We start from the raw sequence: 16,149 nt of genomic DNA, 5'->3' as shown, positions 1-16,149 counted from the left end.
CGACTAAATACCAAAACTGGTTTAGTCGAATGTAATCGACTACGGGACAAAAGGGAAATAGTCGATGCAAAATATTTTTACGGACCGAAATCCTTAGTCGATTGGTAGCCGAAATTGTTAGTCGATGGCGACCCGGAATTCTTAGTCGCCCGGTAGCCGGAATTCTTAGTCGACCTGGCACCAGGTTTTCTTAGGCGTTTGGAAGAATGTTCCACCCTGACGCCGAACCGGAATCCTTAGTCGTTCAGCCAAGATTGTCATCAATGGACAGCCGGAATTCGTAGTCGATCCGACAATCCCCCCGGAAACAAAGGACTTCAACCACCTTCACTCACGACCGGAATCTTTAGTCGATGGGCCTTATTGGCGAGATTCAAACCGGAATTTGTAGTCGTCACCGCGTGACACCCCGGATCCGGGCGCAAAAACCGGGTTGGCAACCCGGTTTTTTTAGTCGTTTGGCGGCTCCAAAAGACCGACAACCTCAGGTAACTCTACGCAACCCCCTGAAACCTAGACAAAATTTGACCGTAGGAGCTTAATGCGTACTGAGTTGATCAAAGATTGGCCACTTTTCGGACCGCACCCGAAAAAAGGAGTCGATCGAGCCGGAATAGGTAGTCGATGCCGGCCGAAATTCATAGTCGATAGAGACTCACCGACCCTCTGTGGATAACAGCCGAAATGCTTAGTCGTCTTGGCCGAAATCGGTAGTCGAAGCACCCTGAATCGGTAGTCGTTGGCCCCGATTTGCTTAGTCGATACCTACCCTGGAGCCCTTGTCCTACGTGGCTTGTAGCCTCTTAAAAACAAGGAGAAACAAGAAGAAAGATTTAAAAAGGCCAGATTTAGGGCAAATCTGCATCGAATTAGGTGGTCATTAGCTCCACTGTCACCAGCGGCTCCAGTTCACAATTCGTACGGCACAGACACCTGTTGCAAACCTACCGTCCAAAGTTGGACATCCGTACGATCCCAATTCTCTGGTACCACATGACAATCCCTGCGCCCTTTCAGCTTGCATGCCTTCAAATAGTCGTTCTGTATTTCGGTCCTATCCTGGTAATTCGAATCTGGTCGACTGTCTTATCGATTTTGACGCGTAGAGCCTGGCCGATATTTGTGGTCACGGGGATCGTAGGCGTTCCAATCCACGAGGCGTCGCATCTCCTGGGATGCTGGTTGTTCGGTCTTAAACCAACACGCGTTGTTTTCTTTCGACCGGATCGGTCATCAGGAACTCTGGGATACGTCAATTTCCGTTACAGACCACACTCCGTTTTCGCCCACCTTGGCTTATTCATTCAGGGCATCGCTCCTTTGGTCACTGGAACTGTCATCGTTGTGCTTTGCCTTTCCAGCGCATCAGGTCAAGCGTTCACCCCTTCGTCACTGTCAGTTTATGACGCGCAAGAATCATTGGTCGGCTTCGCAATGTTCCTGTTCAACGCGATACGGGCAACGTTGTGCAAGACTCAGCTGGGGCTCAGTTCAATCACCGGCGTCCTCACCGTAGTTTTTGCCTCATGTGTATCACTTCACGCGATACCGAGCTGGAGTGATATACGAATTGGGCTACGCGGAGCTGTTGTGCTAACGGTTTTAACACTGATCAGCTTCATCTTCATTGGCGTTCTTACAGAGGTTACGGGGTTCACACCCTCTTCCAATGTGTACGACGAACTTGAACTTATGACACTTCAAGCCGGGGGCTGGTTAACGCGATTGCTAATGTTTGCCTTGTACGGTGTCGTAACCACAATAACATTGGCAATTTTGACAATGATTGCCATTTCATTGATCGCCATACTTTTGAAAATTTTTGGCTTGCAGAGAAGGTCACAACCGGTAAACAACGTAGACGATACTGAATCTCCTTCCGTTTGAAAAATCTTGCCTCAACATTGCATTTTCACTTGGTATGGGAAAATAGAGGCATCAACGGGAGAAATCGAAATGCGTAATTTCATGATCATTATCTGCAATGTTCTCTTCAACCTGGTGAACCCGCACTCCTCGGTTCCAATGACTGCAAACCGCATTGCCGTTGGCGCAGATCCGTTCAATCCTGCAACTGGTCAACAGATGGTGGATCTCTTGGACTCCACAGGCGCTGTTTACGGGTACGACGCTCCATAACCGGTTTTGACCCAAATGTTTATGGTCACCTGTCCCTCCAACCTCAGAGTTGAAGGGACTTTCGGTCGTGCGCTCCCCTAATTCCCCCCCCGAATAATGCACCTACGGCGCGGTTCTCATCAGAACCGTGATGACCGTCCGGCATCGCGCCTTGACGCACTCACGCGACAGCACATAATACGCTGTATGTTTATACAGGTATTCTCCTATGACACCCCTTTCCCTAATCGGTCGTGCGTTTCAGTCGGTGACGTCTCGATTGACGGTGCCTTACTTCGGCCTGATTCACTGTGGGTTCCCCTCCCCCGCGGAAGACTACGTTCTCGCAGAACTGTCGCTGGATGAGCTGATAATTCTCAATCCACCAGCGACCTTCATGCTGAGAGCCGCAGGGAACAGCATGCGCGACGTGAACATCAACCCTGGTGACATAGTGATCGTCGACAAATCCCGATCGGCAAAGCACAACAGCATTGTGATCGCGGTGTACCAAGGTGAATTCGTCTGCAAGCGGCTGATCATCGACAGAAAAGACAATCGCATCACCCTCCAAGCCGAGAATCCAGAATATCCGTCCATCACGGTCGAAGATCGAGACCAACTCGACATTTGGGGCGTGGTCACTTGGACAGCCCATTGTCACTTGGACACACCATGAAGTCGGGGGGGTGGAAGGAAATCGCACTTGTCGATTTAAACAATTTTTATTACGGCGCTGAGGCAGCGGTATCCCCGCATTTGCGTGGACTTCCCGTGGTCATATTGTCCAATAATGATCTGAGGGGTGGAGATCGTTAGTAAATCCTGTACAGTCCGCGCCACCTTGTGAACCCCTCTGGAGCAGCGGCTTCCAGGCTTCATAAGGCAATTCATTGGAAGTGGTTTAAGGCAGCGGCATGAGGCTGGTATTCGCAACAAAAGACCTAGCATTAGCAGGTCGATCCTTTGAAGGTTTTCCGTTACTGATTGGGTCAGAGGGATGGCCAGTCGAGCCAGCTCAATCCTTCCTTTGGCACACGCTTATCGAGTCAGGTGAGGCCCTAAGCGATTTGACTTGGGAGGCCTATGGCCGGCGTCTGTACGATTACTTTGCCTTCCTGGAAGCCAATGGTCTGGCTTGGGACGAGGAAAGCCTGGCCCACGGTCTGAGTGTTCTGTCGAGGTATAGGGATTGGTCGAGCGGAGAATTGGCACTCGATCCCGGCACGGTGAACAATCGCCTGGCCTTGATCGTTAGGTTCTACCGATGGGCTAAACAGCGCAACCTGATAACCGTGCTGCCCTTTGGTGAGAAAAGGGTAAGAGCGGGCCAACATTCCGGTCTTCTCAGTCATATCGCTCGTCCCGGAGCCGAGAGCACGAAAGTTTCGGTGATGGTTCGCGACCGAAAGCGCTTAACCAAATTCCTGACCAAGGATCAGGTCAAGGTATGCCTTGCCCTAGATACCGATCCAAGTCACCAGATATTGTTCCACCTGATGGTGCGTACTGGCCTTCGTTCCTGTGAAGCAAGGTCTTTTCCACTCAAATATGTCTTCAACCCTAGGTTGAAGAAGGGACTGCGCCCAGGGCAAATGATCAATGTTGCTCTTGACCCTTCAGACATGCATATCAAATACGACCGGCCTAGAACTATTGACGTCCCATGGTCGCTGATGGAGAGCATGTGGTCTTATTCGCTTCATCAGCGAGAGGTTCGTAAGTCCAATGGTAATGCAAATGTTACCGCGCTGCTGCTGACTAATGAAGGTCGGCACTATTCAAAAGATTCCGTCGTGGACGTTATGAAGTCCTATGAACGAAAGTGCGGCTTTTATGTTCGGGCCCACATGCTACGTCACACCTATGGGACTTATACCTTGCTTGCTCTTCGGAAAAGCAAAGAGTTTGAAGGTGAACCGCTGTTGTATGTCAGAGATAGGTTAGGGCATTCCGATGTTCAAACAACGATGATTTACTTGCACCTTATCAATCAGCTTGAAGCTCAATCCGTCCTTGCACACGAAGACGAAATTGACATGATGTTCATGGCTGATTCTACTAAGCGCACCTGAGGTAGTTACGTTGGCTCGGCAAAAAAATTATACGGCGGCCCTGCAATCCGTCACGAAAGGATTCGAGACTGTCGAAGACAGCATCAAGATTGATTTGCCGAGAAATCCGCGAAATTATAGGCAGATAGACCATTCTCAATACCTAGGTTTGGGTTTCGATGCTTGGGCAATTCAAAGTATTCACGTTATCAGGGCGTTACTGCAAAGTGGGAACTTCTCTGTGTCCACTTTGATTGGTTACTCTGCAAATGGGCTGAGATACTTTATGAATTTTCTAAGTGGAGGCTCAGTTAAGTCGCCACCTGCAACGCCGAACGGCCTAACCAAGCGCCACTTAGAACGTTATGTCTCTTGGCTAAAACTTAAGTACCCCAACGGCTCGACGGCTAAGAACTACTACACCAGCTTTAAGTCTTTGGTCGTCGTTCTGGCCGATTATGGATTTGTAGAGGAAAATGCTGATGAACTCTTGCCGCCAAATCCATTCCCCGACAATGCGCAAAACACAAAAGATGCAGATCCGCTTACCATGGGAGAAATGCAAAGACTGCTCGGGGCATTAAAGTCAGATCTTGTTGCTATCCATAAGGGTGTGTTCCTTGGCAATGGGGCAGAGTCAATGGCAGTGATGTTACTAATTACAGCAGCGAGGTCAGGCATTAATACCACGCCACTATTAGAAATGACGAGAGATACCCTAAAGCCTCACCCCTTTGTGCCAAATCTCAGATTGATAACTACTATCAAGCGTCGAGGTAAAGGTGCGCAGATTAAAACGATACGGCAAACTAATCTGGTAGATGAGTACAGCGCCATTCCACTCGACGGAGTTGCAGTCTTGAATAAGGCTCTTGAGATAAGTAAGCCGCTCGTGGCACTGGCATCCGAAGAGATTAGCCCATATGTGTGGTTGTATCGTTCGGGGCAGCGGGGTGGGGCAAATAAAATTGTTGCCCTTACGTCCGGCACTTTATCCTTGTCTACCAAAAATATCTGTGAGCGTCATGCACTCCAAGACGATCAAGGTAATCGACTCCATGTCTCGCTTAGTCGCCTACGGAAGACAATGGAAAGCCGTTTGTGGAAGCTGAGCGGAGGGGACATTCTTGAAGTTTCCTCTGTCATGGGGCATACACCACAGGTTGCAGATAACCACTACTTGAAAATCAACGATGAAATCAAGACTGAGGGCGCGACTTTCGTTGGTGAGGCTTTTCCAGACAAACTACGCGGGATTAACATTACACCTACCCCGCCTGGCGGCTGCAAAGACAGCCTCTACGGCAGTCGTGCCCCGAAGGATGGCGTCAATCATTGTGCTGAGTTCATCCACTGTCTCGGTTGCCCTAGCTACGCGATTGTAGGCACGCTAGAGGACTTGTACCGACTATTTAGCTACCAACAATTCCTGTATGCAGAAGTTGAATACTTTCTCACGGACGAGTGGGAGGCATGGCGCAGGCGCCAATTTGACTATATTCGACTGATAGATGATTTCACTTTCCGAAAATTTGATCTTGCATTGGTTTCGCAAGCAAGGGCCAAGGCTGAATCAGCTCCGCACTTGTTCTGGGCAAAAAAAATCGAATTCATGAAGAAGAAGCTGGGCGGTGAAGTTTGAGCATAAGAAAAACGAATGCGGTATTAAAGGCATATGATGTCCTCATCGCACAGCCAGTTACAGCGAATGGTCTAAGTTCCGCAGAGCGGGATGCAATCGTGATCAGCGCTATCATTAATGAAGATGGCGAAACGTTGGTTCTCAGCAGGTTTGGCGATCCGCAGTGGGATTTTCGTCCGTTTTTTGATCAGGCCAATGTTGCTCATTCCTTTAAGTTCGTCAACTGGGATATGGACATGCCTCGGGCGCTTATTGATGACTGCAAAGCAGTCGCATACGCTTGGTTTAAGAGAGGCATGCCTAGCTCTAAACCTCCCATTGCACGGGGTGTCACTACTTTTGCCGTTGCCAGCATGATGCCTTTTGTTCGTTGGTTAAACAGTTTAGGGGTTTCAGATTTCTCAGACGTTCGCCCGATACATATCAGTAACTACATTTATCATTGCAAGGATGAGTTAAAGTTAAGGCCTCTACCGCTGTATGGGCGATTGCGGATTATTGATTTTCTTTGGGTATTTTCTGCCGATACGATGTTTCCCCTTCAGAGTTATCCTTGGGGTAATTCGACGCTATGGCGGACTTGCGGAATTGCGAATGTAAAAGGGTTGGATGCTGCCAATAAAAATGTTGGGCGGACAGATATTATTCCTCCTGCTGAGCAATCTAGAATTTTCAATTATTGTGAAAGCATTGTCCGGGAGATGAAGGCCGAACTGGCTGTCAACGGCATTGGTTATCATCCCAGTGATGAACGAATGTCAATTCGTTGCAGAGATGCCGTGCTGTATATTGTTTCAATCACTAGCGGTATGCGCAATGATGAGGCAATAGGGATTGAGGTTGGCGCTTGGCGCAGAGAGTTGAGAAATGGGGTTACCTTTTGTTGGGTGGCCACAGTCGAGCATAAGACAGGTAAAGGTCGAGTCGAGTATCTTGTGCCAGAGCTTACGCTTGAAGCATTAACTCTTTTGGCTAGATATTCCGCGCCTATCAGAAAGGAGTTGGATCAAGAGATTAGGCAGCTTACAAGTAATCCAGACTTATCGAATTCAACTGAGCATCTCCTTAGGCTCGAAAAAGCCCAAAAGGATTCGAAGAAACTATTTTTGGGACGGAATACGCAAGGGGGGAAAGTTCAAGAAAGCTATCACGTTGAGGCGCTCAGCGGCCAAGGTTCCAATGCTGCGTTTGATCGTATAGCCAAAGCTGCTGGAAGCGATTGGCCATTGAGAACACACCAATGCAGGAGAACATATGCACGGTGCTTCGTGGAGTCTCGTATGGGGCGAACTTCACTAATTTTTCTCAAATGGCAGTTCAAGCACAGCAGCATGAGCATGACTCAACTCTATGCGTCAAATCCGCAGCAAGACCTGACGCTTTTTGATGAGATCTTGCAGCAGATGACGGAGTTTAAAATTGATTTGATCGAATCGTGGCTCGATGATCAGCCTTTGGCAGGTGGTGCAGGCGAAAAGATCGTGGAGCTGCGAGCAATTCCAATCAAGGATAGGGCTGCACTGCTTGCTCAAACGGCGCCACATGCCAACATTCGTGCGACTGGACACGGTTGGTGCATTGCAACGGAGCGGGGGTGCGGCGGCGCTGGTCTATACGAGGCCACACGGTGCCCTGGGTGCAAAAATTCGGTCATCGATGAATTCTTCGCTAGCACCTGGCAGGACATTTACATCCAACAGCAAGAGCTGATCAAGATCGAAGACGCTGGCCCTGCCGTGAGGCAGCGAGCAGAGCGCGATTTACAAGTCGCACTCAACGTCATCACCAGCTTGGGTCTCTCTCCCATAAACGATGACGCGGACGAGGCTGCAAATGACGAATAAGGCTACTCAGGATCAGACCCTAGTTCGTTCCAGGTCGAAGACCCTCGACGCGCTAGATAGGGTCATTGATAAGCTCGTCGCAGGCAATGAAAAGCTATCCATTTCTTCGGTTGCCCGAGAAGCAGGTGTTACGCCCGGTCTCATTCATAATACCTACCCAGCGGTGGCAGAGAGAATTCGCAATCTCATGGGCAAATCGGTGCGCGCCCAACGTGATTCGAAGCACCAAGCGCTTATGAGTGAGAAGGAGAAAAACAGAGCGCTTCGTGCGGAAAACGACCAGCTTTTGGCGGAGCTTGCCCGAATTGCCTCTGTAAACCAGCGTTTGCTATTCGAAATGGCAGAGTTGAAAGCAGTCGTCGGCGGAAAGGTTGTGACTATAACTCCTAAGCCCAGCAGATAGTCTTTACTGGCATTTCACAGTCCAAAGCTGATTGAGCCGGGTTGTGTAGCTGGGACTAAGCATCTCGCGCTTCATTCCCCAGTCTGGGGTCACTGGGACACGTCCCGGTCACATCGTGTCCCGGCCCCATTTCGCATTGATTTGATCCATCACCGGCATGACTTTCTGCAAGGCGGGGGCTGCACACTGGCAAACAGATTAGGGGTGTACCCGCCTCCCGACTCAACGCTCAAGTCAAATCGACGCATTGCTGCCGCATGACTGGCATGCCGCGAGTTAAACGTGGCTTGAAGTTAATGCCCGCCTAGGAACAGCACCCGGTACTGACTTTCGTTCCGGATTCGGCCAGCGCTTCAACGATGGTGCAATCGGGTGCCATCGTTCCGGGACAGCAGGTCTGACAGCTGGCGGCCATGGCCTGCAATTCCTTTCTGATGCTCTGCAATCGGGCCAGTTTCGCTTCGACGGACTCCAGATGCTTTCTAACCACGGTCAATGCCTCACCACAAGAACGCTGCTGATCACCTGAGAGGCTGATCAGTTCGCGGACTTCATCCAGAGGGAATCCAAGCTCCCGTCCTTGGCGGATAAACAGCAGCCGCGCCCGATGCTGCTCCGTGTAAACCCGGTGTCCTCCAGAAGAACGATTAGCGGTGGGCAGTAAGCCAATTTTTTCGTAGTACCGGATGGTTTCGATGTTGCATCCGGTCTCCTTAGACAAGGCGCCGATTCCCCACATGTAGCTTCTCCAAAGAAATCACTTGAACCTGTAGTAGCTACAGATATTACTCTGGTTTGACTTGATACTGATAACCAATGCGGCGTGACCGGCTCAAGCTGTTTTTTCCAGAGGCTTCCCAATGATGAAGGCGACAACCCTCAATAAAATAGGCGGCGCAGTGGGGCTGGGCTGTCTGGCCTGTTGTGCCACCCCGATGCTTGGGCTTATGGGGCTTTCCGCAATTACCGTAACCGCCAATGACTGGTGGCTTGCGCTGACCCTAGTGGCCCTATCGGTTGGAACCCTGGTATATCGCAATGTCCGCCACAAACGGAACCGTTGCGCGAATCTTCAGAAGCCGTGCAAAGGAGCGGAGTGCAGTGGTCGCTGATATCGTGGGCACCTCCCGCTTGATCGCCCTGCATAAGCACTTGGTACACGTATGCGTTACGTTTTTGTTGGGTATGTACGCGGGCGCGCTATGGGCATCCACTGCGAGCAACGTAGTAACTACCGAGCACATGAGCGCGCAGTTCGTGGCAGAACACCAGGAGCTGACTCCGGGAAAAACATCGTCGATTGCGTTGAAATTGAACCACCATCCACAGTGGCACAGCTATTGGCGTACCCCTGGCGATTCAGGCTTGCCGACGCAGATCAAGTGGAAGGTGCCAGCAGGCATCAAAATGGGCGCGATTCAATGGCCTGCGCCCAAGCGACTACCGTTTGGCCCACTGATGAACTTTGGCTACGAGGGTGAAACCTGGCTCATCAGTGACATCACCCTGCCACCGGACTTTGCCAAACCATCGGTCACGCTGAGTGGTCACGTGGAGTGGCTGGTTTGCAATGACGTCTGTATCCCTGAAGAGGGGCAACTGACACTAACTCTGCCAGTTGGATTGCCGGGCACTTCTCCTATCGCCAATCCCGAGGCAGTTCAGGGCTTTGAGACGGTGCGAACCCTGTTGCCAAAAAAGGCAAATGGTTGGAGCTTTTCTGCGGTATCGACGAGTGCCGGCAGCACCCTTTCTATCGTGCCTCCACAGGGGCAACCCTTCCCTCAGAGCGTCAGTTTTTTTCCTTATGATGAGGGGGTGATCGAGCCGAGCGCGGTTCAGACCTTGTCACACGATGACGCTGGCTATCAGCTCTCCATCACACGTGCAGTTCAGCCAGTGGCTCCTCTGGTGAGACTTCGCGGCATCGTAGTGACAGAAAATGGCACAGGCTCACCAGAGGCGTTGGAAATCGATATTCCAGTCCAAGGCGCAATAATTGCCAAGCCGGACACCAGCCTCGATGCAAGCGCTCAACTGGGGTTGATTGCTGCGGTGTTGCTGGCTTTTTCAGGCGGAATACTGCTCAACCTGATGCCCTGCGTTTTTCCGATCCTCTCGATGAAGGTATTCGCATTTGCTCGCGAAGCAGATCCATACAAATCGCGCCGAAATGGCCTGTTCTACTCAATAGGCGTCGTCATTTCGTTCTGGCTGCTTGCGATTGTGCTGATGGGATTACGATCTGCTGGGCATGAATTCGGATGGGGCTTTCAGCTTCAATCACCGGTAATAGTCGCCAGCCTTGCGCTGTTGTTTTTTGTGCTTTCGCTCAATCTTTTGGGTGTTTTCGAGATGGGCAGCTTGGTGCCGAGCCCTCTTGCATCCATCAGCCCTCGTCATCCAGATGTCAGTGCCTTTTTCTCCGGGGTGCTCGCTGTTGCGGTTGCCTCACCCTGCACCGGCCCGTTCATGGCGGTGGCGCTTGGTTATGCGGTGACCCAGCCGGGGTGGACTTCGTTGGCCGTCTTCACCTCGCTGGGAATCGGTATGGCCTTGCCGTACTTTCTGCTGGCATGGTTTTCCGGCATCAGGAAGTGGTTGCCGCGACCAGGGCCATGGATGGTGCAACTACGTCAATTTCTAGCCTTTCCACTGCTTGCAACCGTCATTTGGCTCGCCTGGGTGCTGGGCGTTCAGGCAGGCGTAAGCCCGTTGATCGACCTTCTTTTGGCGCTCTGGTTAATGGGTCTTGGCCTGTGGTTTTTCGGCAGGTTTCCCTCCAGATTGGGTAAAACGGTTTCATGGGTTTTGGCGTTGAGCATCCTGATACCGATGGCCAATATCGCCGGCTCCGCGACCTCCGATTTAACACCCCACGCTGGTAAGTGGGAGACATACTCGCAAGCCAAGGTTGAACAGCAATTAGGCGATGGGAAGACCGTATTTGTCGACTTTACCGCTGCTTGGTGCGTGACCTGCCAAGTCAATAAAAAGCTCGTGCTGAATACCGATGAAATCGACCATGCCTTCGAGCAAACCGGTGTGGTCAGAATGCGGGCCGACTGGACAAATCGAGACCCTGAAATCACCCGTGCCTTGGCGCGCTATGGCCGCTCTGCGGTTCCCATGTATCTCGTTCTCCGTCCAGGCCAATCGCCAGAAATGCTGCCAGAGTTGCTGACTAAATCTCTGGTGAAGGCTGCACTTGCTTCTCCCGAGTCACCTAGCAGTGAGTCATCGAAGCCCATTCTGGGCACTCTTTAACCGAGGAAAAATCAACATGAAAACATCCATCGTCGCGTCAATGACATTACTGCTTGTATCGCTATGGGCGAACGTGGCGAGCGCTGCGGCAGTCGTAGGGCAAGCTGCTCCGAACTTCACCGTGACAGACAGCAATGGTACTTCTGTCTCGCTGGTAGATTACAAAGGGAAGTACGTGGTTCTGGAGTGGATGAATCCGGTTTGCCCGTTTACCCAAAAGCACTATCGCAGTGGCAACATGCAGGCCGTACAAAGCGAGTACCGCGCAAAAGGCGTGGTGTGGTTGTCAGTCAACACCGCAGAGGCAGGAAGCTCTTCTTACCGTCCAGGCTCAGAAATGAACGCTTGGGAAACCGAGATGAAAGCAGCCCCATCTGCCTTGTTAATGGATTCTGACACCAGCTTAGCCAAGCTGTACGGCGCTAAAACGACCCCTCACATGTTTGTGGTCAGCCCTGCCGGCATGGTGGTGTACGCGGGTGCGATAGATGACAAGCGCAGCACAAATATCGATGACGTAAAAATCGCTAAGAACTTCGTGAAAACGGCGTTGGATGAAAGTCTGGCTGATAAGCCGGTCAGTATTTCTTCAACACAACCTTATGGGTGTTCCGTTAAATATCAGTGATGGTCTTCGCAAGACGTTAGAAATGCGCACATAACTCGACGGACGAGCTGCCGTTGCTTAGGCTGACGGCCTTTTTGATACCCGAGGGGAACGCTATGGATAGGGATGCACTTGAACAGAACCAGATACCGATCTATTTCGTCGCGGTCATTGCCGCTGCAATCGGAGGGTTCATGGCGCCTGCGGCAGCTCAGGGGCTGAATGCTTTGGTGACTCCAACTATCGCCGTGCTGATGTACGCGATGTTCCTACAGATTCCCTTTCTTGACCTGCGCGAAGGCCTGAGCAATAGACGCTTCATGTCAGCCCTGCTGATCGCCAACTTTGTACTGATTCCGCTGTTGGTATGGGGGCTCACCAGAGGACTCACGGATCAGCCGGCGATCCTTGTTGGTGCTCTCCTGGTACTGCTGACACCCTGCATCGACTACGTGGTGGTCTTTACTCATATTGGCAAGGGCGACTCTCGTGGGATCCTTGCGGCGACACCAATCCTGCTGCTGCTTCAGCTCGTTCTGCTACCCTTGTACTTGGCCTTCATGTTGGGTGGACAGTCCGAAGTCGTGATCTCGGTAGGCCCCTTTGTTGAAGCCTTTCTCGTGCTAATTGTCGCGCCTTTGTTGTTGGCCGTGGTTACATCGGCGCTGGCCAAAAAGTCGAAAATCGTCAGCGGTTGGAACGCCGCCTGGGCTTGGCTGCCTGTCCCAGCAATGGCAGCGGTTCTGATCACGGTGGTCGGTTCACAAATCTCATCGGTGGTTCGCGACATCGACAAGCTAGCTCCGGTCATTCCGGTATACATCGGCTTTATGCTGTTGGCACCGTTGGTGGGCGCTTTGGCTTCGAGAGCTTTCAAGCTGCCTGCCACAACAGCCAGGGCGGTCACTTTCAGTTCGTCAACGCGTAACTCTTTGGTCGTTCTCCCATTGGCCCTGGCATTGCCTGAAGAAATTCGAGGCCTTGCGGCGGCTGCGGTAATCACCCAGACGCTAGTCGAGCTGGTTGGTGAGCTGATCTACATCCGCGCAATACCGGCCCTCGTCTGGCGTGACAAATCGCAAGTTGTGTTGACGACTTTGTAGGTTCATCAATTGCAGGCACACGCAACGAGTGATTTTTTGGCATTGCGGGTAGCTTTTGGTGTGCGCCTCTTGGTCGCACGCCACTAGCGTCAAACCACCTAGGTAGGACGGCCTTTGTTCGCCCCGATAAAGTGGTTGGTGTGATCCAAGGAATGGCCAAAAATATCTGAAAAATGTTAGTGGATTATTTTCTATGTAAATCAATGGATTATTATCTACTAACAGTTAGCCTCATTCAGATACAACGACGGTACGGTAATCAGCAGATCTCCAGCGGCAAAGGCCTTGGGCATTTCAATGGGAGAGCCAGCGTTCAAGCTCAAAGGCATGATTTGGCAAGAAGGGATTGAGGTTCGCTCAAGTAATTATGAGCTCTATGGATCGATGAGCCGTCGTTTCGTCCAGACAGTCGCTACAGTAGTTCCGCAGCTATACCAGTACAGCATTGACGAGGTGTTTTGCGATCTCCAAGGGATGACTCCGGACTCGCTAGAGACGGCTGCCCTACTCCGTTCAAGGGTTTTGAAATGGACGGGCATGGCTTCCGGAGTTGGCGTTGGTCCCAATGCAACTTTGGCCAAACTTAGTAACCACATCGCAAAAAAATTCACTGACAGCGGTGTCTTTCGCATTACCAATCCACACGACCATGTCCAATTGCTGTCAGAAATCGACGCATCGGAGATTTGGGGCATTGGGGGAAAGATATATTCAAAGCTTACCGGTCTAGGCATCGTGACCGTGGCAGACATGCTCAAGGCTGACAGAGATCTAATCCGTCACCATTTCCCAGTCACGGTTCAACGAACACATGCCGAACTCCAAGGTCATCGCCTCATAAAACCATGGACCGATACCAGCGCTAAGCAGGCTATTTCATGCGGAAGATCGTTTGGGTGCCCAATCTCTAAGCTGTGCGAACTGACCGAGGCCGCAGCCGAATTTGCTGATCGCGCCACCACGAAGCTCCGTGCCCAGGGATCCGTCACATCAGTGATCCAGGTTTACGCTCGATCAAATCCCTTTTCGGTACATACAACGCCCTACAGTCGCTCCAGAACGATAAAACTGACCAGACCTACTGACGACACCCGCGAAATAACCCGTGTGGTATCGCTAGCGCTAGCGTCCATTTTCCACGAACGAGTTTCTTTCACAAAAGCCGGTGTGGTTCTTCTTGAACTGGAGGACAAAAATAAGCCTCAGGACGACCTCTTTGCGGTGTTCAAGCGTGACCAGAAGGCTGAGGCGGTCATGTCGGTGTATGACGCCATCAATCAGAAATTTGGAAGACGTGCTGTTCAGCTTGGACGAGCAACTGGAGAAAAACGATGGGCTGCCAAGGCTGAGCATCTTTCGCGCCGGGCCACGTCAGCTTGGCTAAGCATCCCACCTTGTTACTAACTTTTCCCTGACCATTTTCCTTGGGCCATGCGCCGGGCTTCCCTAACCATTATTCCCTCGTTGCTAGCCAATCCCTGGCCATGTGTTTTCTAAATCGGAGTTGTCAGCCTTTCCCTAGCCATGCCCTTACGGGCTTGCGTGTAACGCGTAGATCAAGCCACACCCCAAGCTCCGATTTAGCTGGAGGGAATCAATCGTAACGACGGGATAGCACCTCGGCGAATCTTCGCGCTCGAGCGAGCGATCCACACGGAATCGTCCTTATCTGCCACCGCTGGTGTCAGGTGATGCAGATAGTTCCACGGGGCTCTGAGGAACTCAGAAAACCGTACATCACTGGTGCGGTTTCGGTGTTTTAGTTCCGCATAAAGGTCGCCCCAAACATCAAGCTCTTCATCGGTGTACAGGTGCTCACGCATAGCGGTTTGCTCTGGCCTAATGAATTTGGACACATCAATAGGGCGCTATGATGGCGCCCAAATCTGAGGTGTGCATGATGATGCGAAAATCCTATTCAAGTGAGTTCAAACTCAAAGCTGCAAGCATGGTGCTCGATGAGGATCAGCCGATTCCCGAGATCTGTGCCAGCTTGGATATCGGCCCAACAGCCTTGCGCCGCTGGGTCGAGCAGGTGCGAAAAGAGCGCGCCGGATCGACGCTTGCCGGTACCAAGGCGATCACCGCCGATCAGAAGCAAATCCAGGAGCTTAAAGCCCTGCTCAGGCAGAAAGACCGGGATATCGAAATCCTAAAAAAGGCCAGTGCTCTCCTGCTTTTAGACTCCAAAGATCATTCCCTCTGATCAGTGAGCTAGGTGAGCAGTACGGCATTACAGACTGCTGCCGCGTGTTTGAAGTCAACCGCAGCAGCTATTACGCCTGGCGTCAGCGCCAAGGTAAAACCAACCCGGAGCGCGAAGCGCTCAAGGTTGTTCTGATTAAATACCACAAGGCATCAAAAGGCTCGGCAGGTGCACGAACTCTCTCCGAAGACCTGCGGGGCGACGGCCATCAGGTGGGCCGCTACATGGCCCGCGGGTTGATGAAGGAAGCAGGGATCTCTAGCCGTCAGCGCAGACCACACAAGTACAAGTCATCGGGCGTTGAGTCGCTGGTGGCTGAGAATGAGCTGGACCGTGAGTTTTACGTAGCTGATATCAATAAGGTTTGGTGCGCAGATATCACCTATATCCAGCTGGGCAAGCGTTGGCTCTACTTCTCAGTCGTTCTGGATCTGTTTGCGCGACGCGTAGTGGGCTGGTCGTTTTCACTGGTCGCCGACGCGACACTGGCGCGCGAATCACTGCGAATGGCCGTCGAATTGAGAGGGCGACCCAAAGGCGTACTGTTCCATTCTGACCAGGGATGTCAGTACACCAGCCATAAATTCCGGGACGAACTGATGGCGCACGAGCTTAAGCCGAGCATGAGTCGAAAAGGCCAATGCTGGGATAACGCCCCGATGGAGCGTTTTTTTGGCAGTTTGAAGTCCGAATGGGTTCCTGAAGAGGGCTACAACTCGGAACACGAAGCCCGAGTTGATATAAACCGCTATGTGACGCGCTACAACAATGTCAGGCGCCACAGTTACAACGGATACCACTCACCTGTAGCTGCGGAAAAGCTGGCGGCGTGAGAACCGAAAAAAATGTCCAAAATTACTGGACCAGTTCAGTTTGCCTCGCTCAAGGTTGTCCCTTGAATCTAC

15 protein-coding genes and 1 pseudogene are annotated in these 16,149 nt (G+C 51.6%); 13 read left to right on the top strand and 3 right to left on the bottom strand.

All coding sequences use genetic code 11. From position 1 onward, the window contains the following. The first annotated feature begins 1,182 nt into the window (after positions 1-1,182). The 7 genes from AC3IX4_RS30635 to AC3IX4_RS30605 all read left to right on the top strand — a co-directional run bounded on the left by AC3IX4_RS30635 (position 1,183) and on the right by AC3IX4_RS30605 (position 8,061). Positions 1,183-1,887 (top strand): hypothetical protein, encoded by a 705-nt coding sequence (locus tag AC3IX4_RS30635; RefSeq protein ID WP_489261511.1) that lies wholly within the window; start codon positions 1,183-1,185, stop codon positions 1,885-1,887. Positions 1,888-1,956: 69 nt separating this feature from the next. Further along, positions 1,957-2,139 (top strand): hypothetical protein, encoded by a 183-nt coding sequence (locus AC3IX4_RS30630; protein WP_411961167.1) that lies wholly within the window; start codon positions 1,957-1,959, stop codon positions 2,137-2,139. A gap of 208 nt (positions 2,140-2,347) precedes the next feature. Beyond that, positions 2,348-2,797: a LexA family protein gene (locus AC3IX4_RS30625; RefSeq protein ID WP_411961166.1), complete on the top strand. Its 450-nt coding sequence runs from the start codon at positions 2,348-2,350 to the stop codon at positions 2,795-2,797. A gap of 238 nt (positions 2,798-3,035) precedes the next feature. Next, the gene (locus tag AC3IX4_RS30620; protein WP_489261510.1) at positions 3,036-4,193 is read left to right on the top strand and encodes a tyrosine-type recombinase/integrase; all 1,158 of its coding nucleotides are present in this window, start codon (positions 3,036-3,038) and stop codon (positions 4,191-4,193) included. A gap of 10 nt (positions 4,194-4,203) precedes the next feature. Next, complete coding sequence (locus tag AC3IX4_RS30615) at positions 4,204-5,814, top strand: hypothetical protein (protein ID WP_489261509.1); 1,611 nt, start codon at positions 4,204-4,206, stop codon at positions 5,812-5,814. A gap of 98 nt (positions 5,815-5,912) precedes the next feature. Next, entirely contained in the window at positions 5,913-7,658 is a 1,746-nt protein-coding gene (locus tag AC3IX4_RS30610) for a tyrosine-type recombinase/integrase (RefSeq protein WP_489261508.1), read from the top strand. Then, a complete protein-coding gene (locus AC3IX4_RS30605; protein WP_489261507.1) occupies positions 7,648-8,061 on the top strand; it encodes a TetR family transcriptional regulator in 414 nt (137 codons plus the stop codon). Before AC3IX4_RS30610 ends, AC3IX4_RS30605 begins: the two co-directional genes overlap by 11 nt. A 3-nt stretch (positions 8,062-8,064) precedes the next feature. Here AC3IX4_RS30605 and AC3IX4_RS30600 read toward each other — a convergent pair. Then, a pseudogene (locus AC3IX4_RS30600) lies at positions 8,065-8,276 on the bottom strand (DUF4113 domain-containing protein); the annotation flags it as partial. Between the two features lie 89 nt (positions 8,277-8,365). Continuing rightward, the gene (locus AC3IX4_RS30595) at positions 8,366-8,800 is read right to left on the bottom strand and encodes a MerR family transcriptional regulator (RefSeq protein WP_489261506.1); all 435 of its coding nucleotides are present in this window, start codon (positions 8,798-8,800) and stop codon (positions 8,366-8,368) included. A 362-nt stretch (positions 8,801-9,162) separates the two neighbouring features. Between AC3IX4_RS30595 and AC3IX4_RS30590 the strand changes: the two genes are divergently transcribed. From AC3IX4_RS30590 to AC3IX4_RS30575, 4 genes are all read left to right on the top strand, one after another. Beyond that, a complete protein-coding gene (locus AC3IX4_RS30590; RefSeq protein WP_489261505.1) occupies positions 9,163-11,328 on the top strand; it encodes a protein-disulfide reductase DsbD family protein in 2,166 nt (721 codons plus the stop codon). 16 nt (positions 11,329-11,344) lie between these two features. Continuing rightward, a complete protein-coding gene (locus AC3IX4_RS30585; RefSeq protein ID WP_489261504.1) occupies positions 11,345-11,956 on the top strand; it encodes a redoxin domain-containing protein in 612 nt (203 codons plus the stop codon). Positions 11,957-12,051: 95 nt separating this feature from the next. Continuing rightward, positions 12,052-13,038, top strand: a complete 987-nt coding sequence (locus AC3IX4_RS30580; protein WP_489261503.1) for an arsenic resistance protein — start codon at positions 12,052-12,054, stop codon at positions 13,036-13,038. A gap of 258 nt (positions 13,039-13,296) precedes the next feature. Continuing rightward, complete coding sequence (locus tag AC3IX4_RS30575; RefSeq protein ID WP_489261662.1) at positions 13,297-14,442, top strand: DinB/UmuC family translesion DNA polymerase; 1,146 nt, start codon at positions 13,297-13,299, stop codon at positions 14,440-14,442. A 176-nt stretch (positions 14,443-14,618) separates the two neighbouring features. Here AC3IX4_RS30575 and AC3IX4_RS30570 read toward each other — a convergent pair whose 3' ends face one another. After that, entirely contained in the window at positions 14,619-14,861 is a 243-nt protein-coding gene (locus AC3IX4_RS30570; RefSeq protein ID WP_489261502.1) for a hypothetical protein, read from the bottom strand. Between the two features lie 74 nt (positions 14,862-14,935). On the opposite strand from AC3IX4_RS30570, the gene AC3IX4_RS30565 reads away from it, so the two are divergent. Both AC3IX4_RS30565 and AC3IX4_RS30560 read left to right on the top strand, forming a co-directional pair. Beyond that, a complete protein-coding gene (locus AC3IX4_RS30565) occupies positions 14,936-15,244 on the top strand; it encodes a transposase (RefSeq protein ID WP_489261501.1) in 309 nt (102 codons plus the stop codon). Then, positions 15,241-16,077: an IS3 family transposase gene (locus AC3IX4_RS30560; RefSeq protein ID WP_489261661.1), complete on the top strand. Its 837-nt coding sequence runs from the start codon at positions 15,241-15,243 to the stop codon at positions 16,075-16,077. Before AC3IX4_RS30565 ends, AC3IX4_RS30560 begins: the two co-directional genes overlap by 4 nt. Positions 16,078-16,149 lie beyond the last annotated feature (72 nt).

This window comes from Pseudomonas sp. KH_021, from assembly GCF_057838865.1.
The sequence above is the reverse complement of the archived record's forward strand: the minus strand, read 5'-3'. Positions and strand labels throughout refer to the sequence as shown.

Coding starts and splice junctions, on each gene's coding strand:
- AC3IX4_RS30630 (WP_411961167.1), top strand. CDS start 1,957: ATGCGTAATTTCATGATCATTATCTGCAATGTTCTCTTCAACCTGGTG.
- AC3IX4_RS30605 (WP_489261507.1), top strand. CDS start 7,648: ATGACGAATAAGGCTACTCAGGATCAGACCCTAGTTCGTTCCAGGTCG.
- AC3IX4_RS30595 (WP_489261506.1), bottom strand. CDS start 8,800: ATGTGGGGAATCGGCGCCTTGTCTAAGGAGACCGGATGCAACATCGAA.
- AC3IX4_RS30625 (WP_411961166.1), top strand. CDS start 2,348: ATGACACCCCTTTCCCTAATCGGTCGTGCGTTTCAGTCGGTGACGTCT.
- AC3IX4_RS30565 (WP_489261501.1), top strand. CDS start 14,936: ATGATGATGCGAAAATCCTATTCAAGTGAGTTCAAACTCAAAGCTGCA.
- AC3IX4_RS30570 (WP_489261502.1), bottom strand. CDS start 14,861: ATGCGTGAGCACCTGTACACCGATGAAGAGCTTGATGTTTGGGGCGAC.
- AC3IX4_RS30585 (WP_489261504.1), top strand. CDS start 11,345: ATGAAAACATCCATCGTCGCGTCAATGACATTACTGCTTGTATCGCTA.
- AC3IX4_RS30620 (WP_489261510.1), top strand. CDS start 3,036: ATGAGGCTGGTATTCGCAACAAAAGACCTAGCATTAGCAGGTCGATCC.
- AC3IX4_RS30580 (WP_489261503.1), top strand. CDS start 12,052: ATGGATAGGGATGCACTTGAACAGAACCAGATACCGATCTATTTCGTC.